Source organism: Streptomyces sp. NPDC028298 (genome assembly GCF_055565895.1).
Map to the genome: position 1 here is coordinate 490,190 of NZ_JBVHTL010000005.1, position 17,106 is coordinate 507,295.

The 17,106-nt window shown below is 70.7% G+C and carries 17 protein-coding genes; 8 read left to right on the plus strand and 9 right to left on the minus strand.

From position 1 onward, the window contains the following. The first annotated feature begins 292 nt into the window (after positions 1-292). Positions 293-631 carry a transcriptional regulator WblA gene (wblA, locus tag ACZ4TO_RS24880; protein ID WP_028799159.1) on the plus strand — a complete coding sequence of 113 codons (339 nt, stop codon included), beginning with the start codon at positions 293-295 and terminating at the stop codon, positions 629-631. Between the two features lie 185 nt (positions 632-816). Here the strand turns inward: wblA and bagB are convergent, their stop codons facing one another. Both bagB and bagA read right to left on the minus strand, forming a co-directional pair. Then, entirely contained in the window at positions 817-2,271 is a 1,455-nt protein-coding gene (gene bagB / locus ACZ4TO_RS24885) for an ATPase BagB (protein WP_468025241.1), read from the minus strand. Further along, positions 2,268-3,245, minus strand: coding sequence for an ATPase BagA (gene bagA / locus ACZ4TO_RS24890; RefSeq protein ID WP_382783869.1), 978 nt, complete (start codon positions 3,243-3,245; stop codon positions 2,268-2,270). Before bagA ends, bagB begins: the two co-directional genes overlap by 4 nt. A 127-nt stretch (positions 3,246-3,372) precedes the next feature. On the opposite strand from bagA, the gene ACZ4TO_RS24895 reads away from it, so the two are divergent. The 4 genes from ACZ4TO_RS24895 to ACZ4TO_RS24910 all read left to right on the plus strand — a co-directional run bounded on the left by ACZ4TO_RS24895 (position 3,373) and on the right by ACZ4TO_RS24910 (position 6,050). Continuing rightward, entirely contained in the window at positions 3,373-3,531 is a 159-nt protein-coding gene (locus tag ACZ4TO_RS24895; protein WP_351291915.1) for a DUF4177 domain-containing protein, read from the plus strand. Further along, positions 3,528-3,998 carry a RidA family protein gene (locus tag ACZ4TO_RS24900; RefSeq protein ID WP_385043584.1) on the plus strand — a complete coding sequence of 157 codons (471 nt, stop codon included), beginning with the start codon at positions 3,528-3,530 and terminating at the stop codon, positions 3,996-3,998. The genes ACZ4TO_RS24895 and ACZ4TO_RS24900 overlap by 4 nt, the downstream gene beginning before the upstream one ends. A gap of 355 nt (positions 3,999-4,353) precedes the next feature. Further along, positions 4,354-5,223 carry an NUDIX hydrolase gene (locus tag ACZ4TO_RS24905; protein WP_382783874.1) on the plus strand — a complete coding sequence of 290 codons (870 nt, stop codon included), beginning with the start codon at positions 4,354-4,356 and terminating at the stop codon, positions 5,221-5,223. Continuing rightward, a complete protein-coding gene (locus ACZ4TO_RS24910; RefSeq protein WP_468025242.1) occupies positions 5,220-6,050 on the plus strand; it encodes an MBL fold metallo-hydrolase in 831 nt (276 codons plus the stop codon). Before ACZ4TO_RS24905 ends, ACZ4TO_RS24910 begins: the two co-directional genes overlap by 4 nt. An 83-nt stretch (positions 6,051-6,133) precedes the next feature. On the opposite strand, the gene ACZ4TO_RS24915 is transcribed toward ACZ4TO_RS24910, so the two are convergent. Continuing rightward, entirely contained in the window at positions 6,134-6,952 is an 819-nt protein-coding gene (locus tag ACZ4TO_RS24915; protein WP_468025243.1) for a nucleotidyltransferase, read from the minus strand. A gap of 218 nt (positions 6,953-7,170) precedes the next feature. Then, positions 7,171-7,845 carry a Crp/Fnr family transcriptional regulator gene (locus ACZ4TO_RS24920; protein WP_006382668.1) on the minus strand — a complete coding sequence of 225 codons (675 nt, stop codon included), beginning with the start codon at positions 7,843-7,845 and terminating at the stop codon, positions 7,171-7,173. A 336-nt stretch (positions 7,846-8,181) separates the two neighbouring features. Between ACZ4TO_RS24920 and nth the strand changes: the two genes are divergently transcribed. Genes nth through ACZ4TO_RS24935 form a run of 3 tightly spaced genes read left to right on the plus strand, consistent with a single transcriptional unit; the run spans position 8,182 to position 11,285 of the window. Beyond that, entirely contained in the window at positions 8,182-9,309 is a 1,128-nt protein-coding gene (gene nth, locus ACZ4TO_RS24925) for an endonuclease III (RefSeq protein WP_468025244.1), read from the plus strand. A gap of 52 nt (positions 9,310-9,361) precedes the next feature. Further along, positions 9,362-10,072, plus strand: coding sequence for an NUDIX hydrolase (locus tag ACZ4TO_RS24930; RefSeq protein ID WP_385043577.1), 711 nt, complete (start codon positions 9,362-9,364; stop codon positions 10,070-10,072). A gap of 13 nt (positions 10,073-10,085) precedes the next feature. Next, positions 10,086-11,285, plus strand: a complete 1,200-nt coding sequence (locus ACZ4TO_RS24935; protein WP_382783889.1) for a MarP family serine protease — start codon at positions 10,086-10,088, stop codon at positions 11,283-11,285. A gap of 130 nt (positions 11,286-11,415) precedes the next feature. Here ACZ4TO_RS24935 and ACZ4TO_RS24940 read toward each other — a convergent pair whose 3' ends face one another. From ACZ4TO_RS24940 to acs, 5 genes are all read right to left on the minus strand, one after another. Continuing rightward, positions 11,416-11,595, minus strand: coding sequence for a hypothetical protein (locus ACZ4TO_RS24940; protein WP_382783892.1), 180 nt, complete (start codon positions 11,593-11,595; stop codon positions 11,416-11,418). 162 nt (positions 11,596-11,757) lie between these two features. Next, positions 11,758-12,708, minus strand: a complete 951-nt coding sequence (locus ACZ4TO_RS24945; protein ID WP_468025245.1) for an alpha/beta fold hydrolase — start codon at positions 12,706-12,708, stop codon at positions 11,758-11,760. Next, the gene (locus ACZ4TO_RS24950; RefSeq protein ID WP_382783897.1) at positions 12,705-13,181 is read right to left on the minus strand and encodes a phage holin family protein; all 477 of its coding nucleotides are present in this window, start codon (positions 13,179-13,181) and stop codon (positions 12,705-12,707) included. The genes ACZ4TO_RS24945 and ACZ4TO_RS24950 overlap by 4 nt, the downstream gene beginning before the upstream one ends. A 43-nt stretch (positions 13,182-13,224) precedes the next feature. Beyond that, the gene (gene nhaA, locus ACZ4TO_RS24955; RefSeq protein WP_468025317.1) at positions 13,225-14,577 is read right to left on the minus strand and encodes a Na+/H+ antiporter NhaA; all 1,353 of its coding nucleotides are present in this window, start codon (positions 14,575-14,577) and stop codon (positions 13,225-13,227) included. A 420-nt stretch (positions 14,578-14,997) separates the two neighbouring features. After that, complete coding sequence (acs, locus tag ACZ4TO_RS24960) at positions 14,998-16,998, minus strand: acetate--CoA ligase (protein WP_468025246.1); 2,001 nt, start codon at positions 16,996-16,998, stop codon at positions 14,998-15,000. Between the last annotated feature and the right edge of the window lie 108 nt (positions 16,999-17,106).

Sequence of the window (17,106 nt, forward strand, 5' to 3'; positions counted from 1 at the left end):
TTCCGGAAGTTCCGCGCTCTTGTGAAGTGCGTGCCCGAATCAGCCTTGTGTGTCACATGGCGTCCGTTGTGACTCGACCCAACTGTCCCGGTTTGCCGGGATCGTCGCGCATGTCCTCGGCTCACTCCCCCGGGTGATCTGCCGCTTACGCATAGTCCGTTCGGGCCATTCAAGATTGGGCCCGAAGGGGGTGTTGCGCTGTGCCCACCTTCCGTAACGTCCTCAACTGGCGGCGGTGAATATGCCGCTGCCGCCGTGGGGGAGCCTCGATTCGGGAGAGGACGGCGCCGGTATGGGCTGGGTAACCGACTGGAGTGCGCAGGCGGCCTGCCGCACTACCGATCCAGATGAACTGTTCGTTCAAGGAGCAGCGCAGAACAGGGCCAAGGCAGTGTGCACCGGATGTCCGGTTCGCACGGAGTGCCTCGCCGACGCGCTCGACAACCGCGTCGAATTCGGCGTGTGGGGTGGCATGACCGAGCGTGAACGCCGCGCGTTGCTGCGCCGGCGGCCGACCGTCACCTCGTGGCGGCGCCTGCTCGAGACCGCGCGTACGGAGTACGAGCGCGGGGCGGGCCTGCTGCCCCTCGACGAGGAAGAGGTGTACGAGCGCTACGCGGCGGTGGGTTGAGGGGAGTTCGCCCGTCGCGGCCAGGGCGCCGCTCTCGGGCCTCTCCGGCTCGTACGGGCCCTCCAGGCCCGATCGGTGGTCGTGGGGACAGGGCAGGGCTGACGCCGCCCCTCAGGGGCGCGGCGCTGGGCCGAGGTGCCCTCGGGGTCTCCGCACTGCGCTGAGACCCCTTGGAGTCGCCGCGCTCAGCTCTCGGGCAGCTCCGGCCGGTGGGCCGCGAGCCGGTTCCCGATGTCCCGCAGTCCCGCGAGATCGTGGACGTCGCCGGGCAGCGCCGCCACTTCGGCCACCGGCACCTCGGGGTGCCGCGCGGCGAAGCGGTCACGCGTGCGCTGCTCGCGGGAGAGCAACTGCATGCGCTCGGCGTGGAGCCTCAGCAGGCCTGCGGTGAGCTGGTCGGTCGACCGCTCGGGGTCCGTGGCGGCGGTCCTGTCCGTAGCGGTGGTGTCGTCCGGGCCGGCCGTCCTGTCCGTGGTGGCGGGGGAGCCTTCGTCAGGAGCTGGGGCACCGGAAGCCGGTGATTCTGAACTGCCGTACGTGCCGGGAGAGTTACGAAGTCCAGCCTTCCCGTCCGCCTGATCCACAATGCGGGCCCCGGCAAGATTTTCTCCGTCGGCGGCGCCGGGGTCCTTCGCGCCGGCGGCCTCCGGATCGTCCGTGGCGTCGGCCTCGGGGTTCTCCGCGGATTCCGGGTTCTCCCCGTCGGCGGAATCCAGATCCTCCGCCGCGGCGAGCGCGCGCTCGGCGGAGAGCTGCGTGGCCCCGCTGCCGTGCACCCGGTTGAGCACCAGCCCCGCGAACGGCATCTCCTCCGCTGCCAGCCGCTGCACGAAGTACGCGGCCTCGCGCAGCGCGTCCCGCTCGGGCGCCGCCACCACCAGGAACGCGGTGCCGGGCGCCTGGAGCAGTTTGTACGTGGCGTCGGCCCGCGTACGGAAACCGCCGAACGTCGTGTCCATGGCCGAGACGAACGTCTGCACGTCCTTCAGGAGCTGGCCCCCGAGCAGCTTGCCCAGGGTGCCCGTCATCATCGACATCCCGACGTTCAGGAACTTCATGCCCGCCCGGCCGCCCAGCTTCGCCGGCGCCGTCAGCAGCCGGATCAGCCGCCCGTCGAGGAAGGAACCGAGCCGCTTCGGGGCGTCCAGGAAGTCCAGCGCCGAGCGGGACGGCGGCGTGTCGACCACGATCAGGTCCCACTCGTCGCGCGCCCGCAACTGGCCCAGCTTCTCCATCGCCATGTACTCCTGCGTGCCCGCGAAGCCCGCCGAGAGCGATTGGTAGAAGGGGTTGTTGAGGATGGCCGCCGCCCGGTCGCCGTCCGCGTGCGCCTCGACGATCTCGTCGAAGGTGCGCTTCATGTCCAGCATCATGGCGTGCAGCTCACCGCTGCCCTCGACGCCCTTCACCCGGCGCGGAGTGTTGTCGAGGGAGTCGATGCCCATCGACTGCGCCAGCCTGCGCGCGGGGTCGATGGTGAGCACGACCACCTTGCGGCCGCGCTCCGCGGCGCGCAGCCCCAGAGCCGCCGCCGTGGTCGTCTTGCCGACGCCGCCCGAACCGCAGCACACCACGATGCGGGTCTCCGGGTCGTCGAGCAGCGGGTCGAGATCGAGGACGCGGGCGGGGTCCAGACTCATGACATCCCTTGCTTACGGAGCTGTGCGGCCAGTTCGTACAGGCCCGCGAGATCCAGGCCCTCGGCGAGCAGCGGGAGTTCGTGCAACGGCAGGTCCTGCTCGGCCAGCACGCTCCGCTGCTCGGTCTCCAGCGTGTACCGCTCGGCGTACTCCTCGGCCTGCTGGAGGAGCGGGTCCACCAGCCGTTCGGCGAGTCCGCCGCGCCGCGCCCCGCCGAGACCGGCCGAGGAGAGCGACTTGGCGATCGCCGATCGCGCGGTGGTCTTCGCCAGTTCCAGGTCGACGCCGTCGAGCAGTGCCGGACGCACCATGTTCACGATGATCCGGCCCACGGGAAGCTTCGCCGCGCGCAGCTCCGCGATCCCGTCCGCGGTCTCCTGTACGGGCATCTCCTCCAGCAGCGTCACCAAGTGGACGGCCGTCTCCGGGGACTTGAGGACGCGCATGACGGCCTGGGCCTGGTTGTGTATCGGGCCGATCTTCGCGAGGCCGGCCACCTCGTCGTTCACGTTCAGGAAGCGGGTGATGCGGCCGGTGGGGGGCGCGTCCATCACCACGTAGTCGTACGTGAAGCGGCCGCTCTTCTCCTTGCGGCGCACCGCCTCGCACGCCTTGCCGGTCAGCAGGACGTCCCGCAGTCCGGGCGCGATGGTGGTCGCGAAGTCGATCGCGCCGAGTTTCTTGAGGGCGCGGCCGGCTCCGCCCAGTTTGTAGAACATCTGGAGGTAGTCCAGCAGCGCCAGTTCGGGATCGATGGCGAGGGCGAACACCTCCCCGCCACCTGGAGCGACGGCGATCTTCCGCTCCTCGTAGGGCAGCGCTTCTGTTTCGAAGAGCTGCGCGATGCCCTGTCTGCCCTCGACCTCGACGAGGAGGGCGCGCTTGCCCTCGGTCGCGAGGGCGAGCGCGAGGGCGGCGGCCACCGTGGTCTTGCCGGTACCGCCCTTGCCGCTGACGACCTGGAGCCTGCTCACGTATTCGAGCCTAACCAGTCCGCGGCCGGAGTAAGCAGGAGGCTGTGGACAACCGGCGCTGTCGGCGGCCGGGCGACGGGGTGGCTCGGGCGGGAGGCGGTGGTCGCCAGCGGCTACAGTCGGCCACATGACCAAATGGGAATACGCCACCGTGCCGCTGCTCGTCCACGCCACGAAGCAGATTCTGGACACCTGGGGCGAGGACGGTTGGGAGCTGGTCCAGGTCGTGCCCGGCCCCAACCCCGAGCAGCTCGTGGCCTACCTGAAGCGCGAGAAGTCGGCATGAGCGGGACTGTCGAGGCGAAGCTCGCCGAACTCGGACTGAGCCTTCCGGACGTCGTTCCGCCGCTGGCCGCGTACCAGCCCGCCGTACAGACGGGCGTGTACGTGTACACCGCCGGCCAGCTTCCGATGGTGGACGGCAAGCTTCCGGTCACCGGGAAGGTGGGCGCCGAGGTCACGGCCGAGGAGGCCAAGGAACTCGCCCGTACGTGCGCGCTGAACGCTCTGGCCGCGGTGAAGTCGGTCGTGGGCGACCTCGATCGCATCGCGCGTGTCGTGAAGGTCGTCGGGTTCGTGGCGTCGGCGTCGGACTTCACCGGGCAGCCGGGTGTGCTGAACGGGGCGAGTGAGCTGCTGGGCGCCGTTCTCGGCGACAAGGGTGTGCACGCGCGGAGCGCGGTCGGTGTGGCTGTGCTGCCGCTGGACGCGCCGGTCGAGGTCGAGATCCAGGTGGAGCTCACGCACGCGTAGCCCTTCGGGGTGTCACCGGGGCCGGGTGCGGTTCCCGTCCGGTGGGTGGGTGGGTCGGGGCCGTGCCGGTGCATCAGCCCGTGGCCGTTGGACGGGGATGTGACCGTCGGTGGCGACGGGCATCGATGTACCGGCACGGCCCCTTCCGTCGTTTTCCGGCTGCGGGCGCGGTCACGGATTCGGTTGCGGCCGGCGAAAGTTTCCGCCCCGGCCGGGAAAATCCAGCCCCTCCGGCGTTGAGGAGCGGGGTCCGGGGCGGAGCCCCAGGGTGGGACGGGCAGGGGCGGAGGGGCGAAAAGGGCTTGTGGGGCGGTGGGGCCTCGAACATCCGCCCGGCTCGGGATAGCCTCCGGCCATGGGGAATGGGCAATGGTTTCCGGCGGACTGGCCTGAGCGGATCCGGGCGCTCGCCGACGGCACGCTGACGCCGGTCACGCCCCGGCGCGCCGCGACGGTGATGCTGGTCAAGGACGGCGAGACCGGCCCCGTGGTCCACATGCTGCGCAGACGCGCCTCCATGGCCTTCGCCGGAGGCGCCTACGCGTATCCGGGCGGCGGCGTGGACCCACGCGACGACGAGCAGCAGATCCGCTGGGCGGGCCCCACGCGCGCGTGGTGGGCGCGGCGGCTCGGCGTGGACGAGACCTCCGCCCAGGCCATCGTGTGCGCGGCCGTGCGGGAGACGTACGAGGAGGCGGGCGTCCTGCTCGCCGGCCCCAGCCCGGACAGCGTGGTCGGCGACACCACGGGGGACGACTGGGAGGCGGACCGGGCGGCCCTGGTCGCCAGGGACCTGTCCTTCGCGGAGTTCCTCGACCGCAGAGGGCTCGTGCTCCGCTCGGACCTGCTCGGGGCCTGGGCCCGCTGGATCACCCCGGAGTTCGAGTCCCGCCGCTACGACACGTGGTTCTTCGTGGCCGTCCTCCCCGAGGGCCAGCGCACGCGGAACGCCTCCACGGAGGCCGACCGGACCGTGTGGATCCGTCCCGCGGACGCGGCCGCCGGCTACGACAAGGGCGAGCTGCTGATGATGCCGCCCACCATCGCGACCCTGCGCGGGATCGTGGCGTACGAGAGTGCCGCCGACGCCCTCGCCGGCGCGGCCGCCCGTGATCTGACCCCCGTCCTGGCCGAGGCGCGCCTGGAGGAGGGCGAGGTCGTCCTCTCCTGGCCGGGGCACGACGAGTTCACGAAGCACATCCCGACCGGCGGAGCCTCCGCATGACCGAAGCAGCAGCACTCCCCGGCCGGCCGCGGGGCACGGTCCTGTCCGGGCCCGCCACCGCGCGCGCGGTGAACGTCCTCGCCCCCAACGCCTCCCCGATGACCCTGGACGGCACGAACACGTGGATCGTGTCCGAGCCGGACTCCGAGCTCGCGGTCGTCATCGACCCGGGCCCTCTGGACGACGTACATCTGCGGACGGTCCTGGACACGGCCGAGCGGGCAGGCAAGCGTGTCGCGCTCACGCTGCTCACGCACGGGCATCCCGACCACGCGGAGGGCGCGTCGCGCTTCGCCGAGCTGTCGGGTACCGCTGTCCGCGCGCTGGACCCCGCGCTGCGGCTCGGGGACGAAGGGCTGGCCGCCGGAGACGTGATCAGCCTCGGTGGGCTCGAACTGCGGGTCGTGTCCACTCCCGGGCACACCGCCGACTCGCTGTGCTTCCATCTCCCGGCCGATCAGGCCGTGCTGACCGGGGACACCGTCCTGGGGCGCGGTACGACCGTGGTGGCCCATCCCGACGGGCGCCTGGGCGACTATCTCGATTCCCTGCGCCGGCTCCGCTCGCTGACGGTCGACGACAGTGTCCACACCGTCCTGCCCGGTCACGGGCCGGTCCTCGACGACGCGCAGGGCGCGGTCGAGTTCTACCTCGCCCACCGTGCCCACCGGCTCGCCCAGGTCGAGACCGCCGTCGAGAACGGCCTCCGCTCGCCGCAGGACGTCGTCGCCCGTGTCTACGCCGACGTGGACCGGTCGTTGTGGCCCGCGGCCGAGCTGTCGGTGCGGGCGCAGATGGACTATCTGCGGGAGCACGGGCTCATCTAGGAAACGCCCGCCCTGCAGGGCGTCCTACGGGGCGTGGCGTTCGGCGCCGCGTTGTCGGGGGTCTTGGGGAGACGGTCCGGTGGTCAGGGGCGGGGCGCCTTGACGCCGTGCACGCGCGCGTACTCCTCCGCCAGCCATGGGCCCAAGTCTTCGGTGTACGAGCGGAGCACCGCGGCCTCGCCGGTCGGCTCGTGGCCGTGTACGGCCGCGGCGCGCATCTCGGCGGCCCGCCTCGGGTAGTACGCGCCGAACGCCTCGGCCATCTCCCCGAGGTCGCTGGTCCAGCCGTTCCAGCGCGGCATGACGAGCGTGAAGCCGGTGCGGACGAGGTGCCGGGACATCGAGCGCACCAGCGGGCGCCTCGCCTCGTCCGTGTCCGCGGCCGTGGCGATCCGCTCGCGCCAGCGCGGCAGCAGCAGGCCGAGGTCGCCGTTCGTCTCGCGGGCCAGCAGCGTGTCGGGACGGTAGCGCGGGAGGTGTTCGGCCAGGTCCTCGCCCAAGAGTGGCGTGCAGAGGCAGGCGACGAACCAGCCGAGGTCGTGGGTCTCCAGGTCGCTCAGCAGCCGCGTACGGCTGAACAGCAGCGCTCCCACACCGTCGATCGCGGCGAACTCCTTGTCGAGCGCCGCTTCCAGCGCGCGGGTGTCGGCGCGGTCCGCGTCGGTCGGCTCCTCGCGCAGCGACAGCAGCAGGTCGAGGTCGGAGCGTCCCACGCGCGCGGTGCCGCGCGGGATCGAGCCGTAGAGGTACGCGCCGTCGAGCCGGGCTCCGAAGACGTCCAGGACCTGTTCACGGGCCGCCGCGACGACGTCCTCGAAGGCGTACGGCACGCGCGCGAGTGATCCCTCGCGCTCGATGTATCCCTCGGCGTCGAGTCCTCTGCCGTGCCCGTGTGCGGTCATGCCGCCACTGTCCCGCGAAGGGTGGCCGGGGCGCAGATCATTTAGCGGCCCGCGCATCGGCCCGCGCATCGGCCCGCGGATCAGCGGGGGGAGGGGAGGGGAGAGGGGGCGAGGCCGAGGGTGGCGGGAGACAGCGGCGCCTTCCCCTTTTCGGGGGTACGACGACGGGGTCCCGCCTCGGTGGGAGGCGGGACCCCGTCGACGTACGGGTGTAGGCGTCAGCGCGAGCGCTTGGCGAGCCGCTCCACGTCCAGGAGGATCACCGCGCGGGCCTCCAGGCGGAGCCAGCCGCGGCCCGCGAAGTCGGCGAGCGCCTTGTTGACGGTCTCGCGGGAGGCGCCGACGAGCTGGGCGAGCTCCTCCTGCGTGAGGTCGTGCACGACGTGGATGCCCTCTTCGGACTGCACACCGAAGCGGCGCGACAGGTCGAGCAGGGCGCGCGCGACACGACCGGGCACGTCGGAGAAGACCAGGTCGGACATCTGGTCGTTGGTCTTGCGCAGGCGCCGGGCGACGGCGCGCAGCAGAGCGGCGGCCACCTCGGGGCGTGCGTTCAGCCAGGGCTGGAGGTCGCCGTGGCCGAGGCCGAGCAGCTTGACCTCGGTGAGCGCGGTGGCGGTCGCCGTGCGCGGGCCCGGGTCGAACAGCGACAGCTCGCCGATCAGTTCACCGGGGCCGAGGACGGCGAGCATGTTCTCGCGCCCGTCGGGGGAGGTGCGGTGGAGCTTCACCTTGCCCTCGGTGACCACATAAAGGCGGTCGCCGGGGTCGCCTTCATGGAAGAGGGCGTCGCCTCGCGCGAGGGTCACCTCACTCATGGAGGCGCGGAGCTCCGCGGCCTGCTCGTCATCGAGCGCCGCGAAGAGCGGGGCGCGCCGCAGAACGTCGTCCACGAGTTCTCTCCTTGTCGACCTGCTCAGGGGACCGTGCTCCCCCTTGGTACCAGGGGACCGTGTTCCCCATCTTGCCGGACGGTCCAAACAGTGTGATCAGTCACAAGTCTGCCGCACTGGCGTCCCAACGAGTGCGGCAGGGGGCCAATTGGGGGCCGATCTTCAGGGTCCGGGGCGGATGTCGGTGCCGGGCTTTAGGCTGGCCGGGTGTCCAAATCGCCGGTGAGAGCACAGGCCAAGGGGGCTGGGCGGGTGGTTGTACGTCGCGATTCCGCTGTGGGCGAACAGGCCCCCGACGGAACCAAAGAACAGGCAAAAGCGGCAAAGCCGAAGCCGGTGAAGGCGGTGCCGGGGGCGGCCTCCGAGGCCGCGTCGGCGACCGCCGGCGGCAAGGACGCGAAGAAGACGGCGCCTCGGACCGCCAAGAAGGTGACATCGGCGAAGGTGACATCGGCGAAGACGGCTGCCAAGAAGGTGACTCCGGCGAAGAAGGCTGCGGCGAAGGCTGTGGCGAAGGCTGTGGCGAAGACCGACGACGAGAAGGCTGTGGGGAAGACGGCTGCCAAGAAGTCCGTGGGGAAGACGGGCAGCAAGAAGGCTGTCGGAACGGCCGGCTCCAAGAAGGCGGCTTCCGGTGAGGCTTCCGCCGGGAAGACGGCATCCGTGCGGCCCGTCGCGGCTCCGCCGCGGAACGAGTCGCACACCGCCCTCGTCCGCCGGGCCCGCCGCATCAACCGCGAGCTCGCCGAGGTGTATCCGTACGCCCACCCGGAGCTCGACTTCGAGAACCCCTTCCAGTTGATCGTCGCCACGGTCCTGTCCGCCCAGACCACCGACCTGCGGGTGAACCAGACGACGCCGGCGCTCTTCGCCAGGTATCCGACCCCCGAGGACCTCGCCGAGGCCGACCCGGAGGCGGTCGAGGAGATCCTGCGTCCGACCGGGTTCTTCCGGGCCAAGACCAAATCCGTCATAGGGCTCTCCAAGGCCCTGAGGGACGACTTCGGGGGCGAGGTGCCCGGCCGCCTCGAAGACCTCGTGAAACTGCCCGGAGTGGGCCGCAAGACCGCCTTCGTCGTGCTCGGCAACGCCTTCGGGCGGCCGGGGATCACCGTCGACACGCACTTCCAGCGGCTCGTGCGGCGCTGGCGGTGGACCGCGGAGACCGAGCCCGACAAGATCGAGAAGGCCGTCGGCTCGCTCTTCCCGAAGAGCGACTGGACGATGCTGTCGCATCACGTGATCTTCCACGGCCGCCGCATCTGCCACGCCCGCAAGCCCGCCTGTGGTGCCTGCCCCATCGCCCCGCTCTGCCCGGCGTACGGGGAGGGCGAGACGGACCCCGAGAAGGCGAAGAAGCTCCTGAAGTACGAGAAGGGCGGCTTCCCCGGACAGCGGCTCAACCCCCCGCAGGCCTATCTGGACGCGGGCGGCAGGCCCGCGCCCCCGCTGGGCGCCGGATGACGGAACGAACACGGCCTCGGCGGGCGTTGGGAACAGCAGAACGGGGGTGGCGATGAAGCACGCAGGCAACACACGGAACGCGAGCGACGCGCAGGGCGGGCCGGTGCTCAGCAAGGACGGCCTGCCCGACTGGCTGGGCCCGGTCGCGCAGGTCGCGGAGACCGTGGAACCGCTCCAGCTCAGCCGCTTCCTGCCGCCGGCGAACGGCACGGGCCGCCAGTCCGCGGTGCTCATCCTCTTCGGCGAGGGCCCGCGAGGCCCCGAGCTGCTGCTGATGGAACGGGCGGGCACCCTCCGGTCGCACGCCGGACAGCCGTCCTTCCCCGGCGGCGCCCTCGACCCCGAGGACGGCGACCCGACGACCGACGGACCGCTGAACGCCGCGCTGCGCGAGGCCGAGGAGGAGACCGGCCTCGACCCGAGCGGTGTCCAGCTCTTCGGCGTGCTGCCCAAGCTGTACATCCCGGTCAGCCGATTCGTGGTCACCCCGGTGCTCGGCTGGTGGCGCCGTCCGACGCCGGTCGGCGTCGTCGACCCGGGCGAGACGGCCCGCGTCTTCACGGTCCCCGTGGTGGATCTCACGGATCCGGCCAACCGTGCGACCACCGTCCACCCGAGCGGCCACCGAGGTCCGGCATTTCTGGTCGAATCGGCCCTGGTCTGGGGTTTCACGGCCGGCGTGATCGACAAGATCCTGCATTTCGCGGGCTGGGAGCGTCCGTGGGACCGCGAGAAGCAGGTCCCGCTCGACTGGCGCGCGTGACAAGGTGACCTTCGTGAATGTGCTGGACATCCTGTTGCTGGTCGCCGCCGTGTGGTTCGCGATCGTGGGCTATCGCCAGGGGTTCGTCGTCGGCATCCTGTCGGTGATCGGCTTCCTGGGCGGTGGTCTCGTCGCCGTCTACCTGCTCCCCGTCGTCTGGAGCTGGACGACCGACGACAGCAAGGTGAGTACGACCGCCGCCGTCGTCGCCGTGGTCGTCGTGATCGTCTGCGCCTCCGTCGGCCAGGCCCTCACCACCCACCTCGGCAACAAACTCCGCCGGTACATCACCTGGTCCCCGGCCAGAGCCCTGGACGCGACCGGCGGTGCCTTGGTCAACGTCGTGGCGATGCTGCTCGTCGCCTGGCTGATCGGCTCCGCCCTCGCCGGCACGACCCTGCCGACGCTCGGCAAGGAGGTCCGCAACTCCAAGGTGCTGCTCGGGGTCTCCCGCGCCCTGCCCGCCCAGGCCAACACCTGGTTCGCCGACTTCTCCTCGGTCCTCGCGCAGAACGGCTTCCCGCAGGTCTTCAGCCCGTTCGCCAACGAGCCCATCACCGAGGTCCAGCCGCCCGACCCCCAGCTCGCCGCCAGTCCCGTGGCCACCCGCTCGCAGAACTCCATCGTCAAGGTCATGGGCACCGCCCAGAGCTGCGGCAAGGTCCTCGAAGGCACCGGCTTCGTCTTCAGCGACCGCCGAGTGATGACCAACGCGCACGTGGTCGGCGGCGTCGACGAACCCACCGTCCAGATAGGCGGCGAAGGCAAGAAGTACGACGCGACGGTCGTCCTGTACGACTGGGAGCGCGACATCGCCGTCCTCGACGTACCGAACCTGAAGGCGCCCGCGCTGCGGTTCAGCGCCAAGGACGCGACCAGCGGCGACAGCGCGATCGTCGCGGGCTTCCCGCAGAACGGCTCGTACAACGTCCAGCCCGCGCGCGTGCGCGGCCGCATCACGGCCAACGGCCCGGACATCTACCACCGCAAGACGGTGCGCCGCGATGTCTACTCGCTGTACGCGACGGTCCGTCAGGGCAACTCCGGCGGACCGCTGCTGACACCCGACGGCAAGGTGTACGGCGTGGTCTTCGCGAAGTCGCTCGACGACGCCGAGACCGGCTACGCGCTCACCGCGGACGAGGTCCGGCAGGACATCGCCAAGGGCCGTACGGCCGACCAGCAGGTGGACAGCGACAGCTGCGCGCTCTGACCGGCAGGCCCGGCCTCCGTCACCAGGAGGCGCGGGCGGAGGTCTTCACCGCATGAAGGCGCGGCCGTGACCTCGGCCGTCCGGAGGGTGCGGGCGGGGTCTCTGCCGCGGAGAGGGTGTCGGCCGGATCTCAGCCGCGCGGATGGCGCAGCCGTACGGAGACCCAGCGGGCCCGGCGTCGCAGAATGTGCGGAATCCCTACACGCGGATCCGTGCCCGCCCATTGAGCGGAGCCCCCCTGACGAGAGCTCAGACCCGTGGCCGAGCGGCGATTGCGTGCTGCGTCACTGTAGTCGTGCGTCCAGCCCATACCCCGACGTCTGCCCCTGCCCGAAGGTCGATAACCTCGCCCCGGCCCCTCAATTGGCCTATGCGCCGGGCAAGTGGCCGTTCGTAGGACAGGTGTTCACGGCCCGTGTTCCGGACGCGGCACCGGGCGCGGTCGGACCGTCACACACGGGTGACCGAGGTGTCACCGGTCGGGTTCCGGATCCTTCAGCCAGTTGATCAGTTCGGTGGAGAACGCGACCGGATCCTCTTCGTGCGGGAAGTGGCCGAGCCCGTCGAACAGCCGCCAGCGGTACGGGGCTTCGACGTACTCACCGGAGCCCGCCGCGCTCCGCGTCCGCATCACCGGATCGAGCGAGCCGTGCAGATGCAGCGTCGGCACGCGCACCGGCCGCTTCATGCGCCGGTTGAACTGGATGCCGTCCGGGCGCGCCATCGACCGCACCATCCACCGGTACGGCTCGATGGAGCAGTGCGCGGTCGAGGGGATGCGCATGGCCCGGCGGTACGTCTCCAGGGCGTCCTCGTCCGGCTGCCGGGGACCGGACCAGTCGCTCACCAGACGGCCCACCAGGGCGGCTTCGTCGGCGAGGAGTTGGCGTTCGGGGATCCAGGGACGCTGGAAGCCCCAGATGTACGAGCCCGCCGACGTCTGCCTGATGTCGGAGAGCATCGCGGAGCGCCAGCGCCGCGGATGCGGCATGGACGACACCGCGAGCCGGCGGACGAGCTTGGGCCGCATGGCGGCCGCCGTCCACGCCAGGTAGCCGCCGAGGTCGTGCCCGACCAGAGCGGCGTCGGGCTCACCGAGGGAGCGCACGACCCCGGTGATGTCGAGCGCCAGGTTGGCGGGGTCGTAGCCGCGCGGGGTGCGGTCGCTGCCCCCGACACCCCGCAGGTCCATGGCGACGGCCCGGAACCCGGCGTCGGCGAGCGCGACGAGCTGATGCCGCCAGGCCCACCAGAACTGCGGGAAGCCGTGCAGCAGCAGCACGAGCGGTCCGTCGCCGAGCTCGGCGATGTGGAAGCGCGCGCCGTTGGCGGCCACGTCCCGGTGCGTGACTTTGTGGTCGCCGGGAAGGTCGATCCGTACGACCGAGGTGGGTTGCGCCGAAGGTGTGGCGGGGTCCGTCATGAGGATGAGCGTGCCACAGCCTTGACGGCGTCCTCGACCGGTTCGGGCCGGGGGTGCGGCTTGGCGTTCGGCAGGACGGCCGCCGTCTCCTTCACCGAGGCGGCCACCTTCTGCGGGCCCTGGCTCTTCTTCACCTTCTTCGCGAAGATCGTGCCGATCAGCGCGAGCACGGCCGCGACCAGCACGTTCGCCGCGAAGGACAGCAGGAAGCAGATCGCGAGATTCCAGTGGCTCCAGGTCCGGATGCCGTACGCGAGGGCGAAGCTGAGCATCGGCAGCGAGAAGATCAGGATCGCGCCCGCCGCCGAGAACGCCCCGCCGCTGACCGCGCCGCGCTTGACGTCCTGCTTGAGCTGAGCCTTGGCCAGCGCGATCTCGTCGTGCACCAGCGCGGACATCTCGGTCGTCGCCGCGGCGACCAACTGGCCGATGCTGCGTTCGGCACCGACCGGGCTCCCGTCGGGTGCGCTCATCGCGATCTCCCTCTTCTGCATGTGTTTGTACGGTCCTGTCAGATCATGCCGGACCGTCGTCCCCCTCGCTTGCCCCACCCGCCAGTTCGGCAAGCCTGCGGTGTTCGGCGGCCTTCTCCTCGTGGATCGCCGCCATGCGCAGGTGGTACGCCGGCTCGTGCTCCTCGTAGATGTCGGGGATGCCGTCATGGTCCTCGTCGCGCTCCTCGGCCTCGCACAGGGCGCGGTACTTGGAGTTGCGTATCTTCAGCAGCGCCGTGGCGAGCACGGCCGCGATGAACGAGCCGATCAGGACGGCGGCCTTGATCTCGTCGGTGAGCTCCGTGTCGCCCGCGAAGGCGAGCTCGCCGATCAGCAGGGAGACGGTGAAGCCGATGCCGGCGAGGGTGGCGACGGCGGCGACGTCGGCCCACTCCAGCTCGTCGCTGAGCGAGGCCCGGGTGAACCGGGCCGTCAGCCATGTGCCGCCGAAGATGCCGACCGCCTTGCCGACCACGAGTCCGAGCACCACGCCGAGCGTCTCGGGCCGCGTGAACACATCGTGGATCGCCCCGCCGGAGACCACGACACCGGCGCTGAACAGGGCGAACATCGGCACCGCGAGTCCCGCCGACAGCGGACGCACCAGATGCTCGATGTGCTCGCCCGGGGAGTGCTTCTCGCCCTCGTGCGGATGGCAGCGCAGCATCAGGCCCATGGCGACACCGGCGATGGTGGCGTGGATGCCGCTGTTGTACATCAGCGCCCAGATGACCAGCGCGAGGGGCACGTACACGTACCAGCCGTGCACTTGCTTGCGCAGCAGCAGCCAGAAGACGACCAGGCCCGCGAGCGCTCCGCCGAGCGCCGCGAAGTTGATGGAGCTGGTGAAGAAGACCGCGATGATCAGGATCGCGAACAGGTCGTCGACGACGGCGAGGGTGAGCAGGAAGGCGCGCAGCGCGGACGGCAGGGACGTCCCGATGACGGCGAGCACGGCGAGGGCGAAGGCGATGTCGGTGGCGGTGGGGACGGCCCATCCCTCGAGCGAGCCCCCGCCCGCCACGTTGGTCAGGACGTCGACGAGCGCGGGAACGGCCATGCCGCAGATCGCGGCCACCACGGGCAGCAGGGCGGCCTTGGGGTCCCGCAGATCCCCGGCGACCAGTTCCCGCTTCAGCTCGATGCCCGCGACGAAGAAGAAGACGGCGAGCAGTCCGTCGGCCGCCCAGTGCTCCACGGACAGGTCGAGTCCGATCGCGGCCGGTCCGAAGTGGTAGTGCGAGACGGCCTCGTAGCTGTGCGGCAGGGTGTTCGCCCAGATCAGGGCCGCGACCGCCGCGATCAGCAGGAGCACTCCGCCCACGGTCTCGGTGCGCAGCGCTTCCGCCACGAAGTTCCGCTCGGGCAGGGACATCAGGCCCAGGAACTTGCGTGGGGTGGTGCTGGGGGGCGCGGCCACGGTGAGGACCTCCGGTCGAGCAGGCAGGACGAAGCACTCGCCGACCAGACTTCCCGGCACACCATGAACGATCTTGTCGCGTCTTTGACGCTTTACTTACTTTACCCATGATCCGGCCGGGTCGGTGGGGGATCTTCACGCTACGGCTGAAACGGACGCGGGGCTCGCTGGTCCGGGCCGATGGAGCGCGGGTTGGGCCGGATGGAGGGCTGGTCGGGCCGGAGGGGGCTGGTTCGGCCGGAGGGGGCGCCGGTGACTGAGGCCGAAGGGTGCCGACGACTGAGACCGGAGAGGGTGCCGACGACTGAGGGGTGCGGGAGCACGGTGAGCGTGCTCCCGCACCCCTCAGGGCCGGGCCGGCGGGACGGACCCGCCTCAGTCCTCGCTGGGCGCGGCCGGCAGCTTCGCCTGGATCAGGTCCATGACCGTGGAGTCGGTGAGCGTCGTGACGTCACCGAGCTCGCGGTTCTCGGCCACGTCGCGCAGCAGCCGGCGCATGATCTTCCCGGACCGGGTCTTCGGCAGCTCGGCCACGGGCAGGACCCGCTGGGGCTTGGCGATCGGACCGAGCGTGGTGCCGACGTGGTTGCGCAGCTCCGCCACCAGTCCTTCGTCCTCGGCGGAAGCCGTTCCGCGCAGGATGACGAAGGCGACGATCGCCTGCCCGGTGGTCTCGTCCGTGGCACCCACGACCGCGGCCTCGGCGACCGACGGGTGGGAGACGAGGGCCGACTCGACCTCGGTCGTCGAGATGTTGTGGCCGGACACGAGCATCACGTCGTCGACGCGCCCGAGCAGCCATACGTCGCCGTCGTCGTCCTTCTTGGCACCGTCCCCGGCGAAGTACTTGCCCTCGAAGCGGGACCAGTACGTGTCGAGGAACCGCTGGTCATCGCCCCAGATCGTGCGCAGCATGGACGGCCACGGCTCGGTGAGCACCAGGTAGCCGCCACCGCCGTCGGGCACCTCGTTCGCCTCGTCGTCGACGACCGTGGCCGAGATGCCGGGCAGCGCGCGCTGCGCCGAGCCCGGCTTCGTCTCGGTGACCCCGGGCAGCGGCGAGATCATCATCGCGCCGGTCTCGGTCTGCCACCAGGTGTCGACGATCGGCGTACGGTCCCCGCCGATGTGCTTGCGGTACCAGATCCACGCTTCGGGGTTGATCGGCTCGCCGACCGACCCGAGCACCCGCAGCGAGGTCAGGTCGAACTTCGCGGGGATGTCGTCGCCCCACTTCATGAACGTACGGATGGCCGTGGGCGCCGTGTAGAGGATCGTCACCCCGTACTTCTGCACGATCTCCCAGAACCGCCCCTGGTGGGGAGTGTCCGGCGTTCCCTCGTACATGACCTGCGTCGCGCCGTTCGAGAGCGGCCCGTACGTGATGTACGAGTGCCCGGTGACCCAGCCGATGTCGGCCGTGCACCAGTACACGTCGGTCTCCGGCTTGAGGTCGAAGACGGCGTGGTGGGTGTACGAGGCCTGCGTGAGGTATCCGCCCGAGGTGTGCAGGATGCCCTTCGGCTTACCCGTGGTCCCGGAGGTGTAGAGGATGAACAGCGGGTGCTCGGCCTCGAAGGCTTCCGGGGTGTGCTCGGCCGACTGGCGCCCGACGATGTCGTGCCACCACACATCGCGGCCCTCGGTCCAGGCGACGTCCTCGCCGGTGCGGCGCACCACCAGCACCTTGTCGACCCCGTCGACCCGGCTCACCGCGTCGTCGACGGCGGGCTTGAGCGCGGACGGCTTCCCGCGCCGGTATCCACCGTCGGCGGTGATGACGAGCTTGGCGTCGGCGTCCTGGATGCGGGTGGCGATCGCGTCGGCGGAGAACCCGCCGAAGACCACCGAGTGCGCGGCGCCGATACGGGCGCAGGCCAGCATCGCGACGACGGCCTCGGGGATCATCGGCAGGTAGACGGCGACCCGGTCGCCCTTGCCGACACCCAGCTCGGTGAGGGCGTTGGCGGCCTTCGACACCTCGTCCTTGAGCTCGGCGTAGGTGATGGCCCGGCTGTCGCCCGGCTCACCCTCGAAGTGGATGGCGACACGGTCGCCGTTCCCGGCCTCGACGTGCCGGTCCACGCAGTTGTACGCGACGTTCAGCTTGCCGTCGGCGAACCACTTCGCGAACGGCGGGTTGGACCAGTCCAGTGTCTCGGTCGGCTCGGTGGCCCAGGTCAGCCGACGGGCCTGCTCGGCCCAGAAGCCGAGCCTGTCAGCCTTGGCCTGCTCATACGCCTCCGCGGTGACATTGGCGTTCGCCGCCAGGTCGGCGGGCGGCGCGAACCTGCGCTCTTCCTTCAGCAGGTTGGCCAGGCTTTCGTTGCTCACGACATCTCCCTTTCCCAGGGTGTCCGTTGTGTCCCAGGCCACAGCTCATCAGACCGGGAGCCCGGTGACAAGGGCCGACCATAAATTGGTTTAGACCTATGCCGTGCCGTCGGTCCGGCCCTCGGCCCGTCCGGCATACCGGCGCCCCGC

Excerpts from the sequence above, each read along its gene's own strand:
- wblA (WP_028799159.1), top strand. The coding sequence starts at position 293 with ATGGGCTGGGTAACCGACTGGAGTGCGCAGGCGGCCTGCCGCACTACC.
- bagB (WP_468025241.1), bottom strand. The coding sequence starts at position 2,271 with ATGAGTCTGGACCCCGCCCGCGTCCTCGATCTCGACCCGCTGCTCGAC.
- ACZ4TO_RS24895 (WP_351291915.1), top strand. The coding sequence starts at position 3,373 with ATGACCAAATGGGAATACGCCACCGTGCCGCTGCTCGTCCACGCCACG.
- ACZ4TO_RS24900 (WP_385043584.1), top strand. The coding sequence starts at position 3,528 with ATGAGCGGGACTGTCGAGGCGAAGCTCGCCGAACTCGGACTGAGCCTT.
- ACZ4TO_RS24905 (WP_382783874.1), top strand. The coding sequence starts at position 4,354 with ATGGGGAATGGGCAATGGTTTCCGGCGGACTGGCCTGAGCGGATCCGG.
- ACZ4TO_RS24910 (WP_468025242.1), top strand. The coding sequence starts at position 5,220 with ATGACCGAAGCAGCAGCACTCCCCGGCCGGCCGCGGGGCACGGTCCTG.
- ACZ4TO_RS24915 (WP_468025243.1), bottom strand. The coding sequence starts at position 6,952 with ATGACCGCACACGGGCACGGCAGAGGACTCGACGCCGAGGGATACATC.
- ACZ4TO_RS24930 (WP_385043577.1), top strand. The coding sequence starts at position 9,362 with ATGAAGCACGCAGGCAACACACGGAACGCGAGCGACGCGCAGGGCGGG.
- ACZ4TO_RS24940 (WP_382783892.1), bottom strand. The coding sequence starts at position 11,595 with ATGGGCTGGACGCACGACTACAGTGACGCAGCACGCAATCGCCGCTCG.
- ACZ4TO_RS24945 (WP_468025245.1), bottom strand. The coding sequence starts at position 12,708 with ATGACGGACCCCGCCACACCTTCGGCGCAACCCACCTCGGTCGTACGG.
- ACZ4TO_RS24950 (WP_382783897.1), bottom strand. The coding sequence starts at position 13,181 with ATGAGCGCACCCGACGGGAGCCCGGTCGGTGCCGAACGCAGCATCGGC.
- nhaA (WP_468025317.1), bottom strand. The coding sequence starts at position 14,577 with ATGTCCCTGCCCGAGCGGAACTTCGTGGCGGAAGCGCTGCGCACCGAG.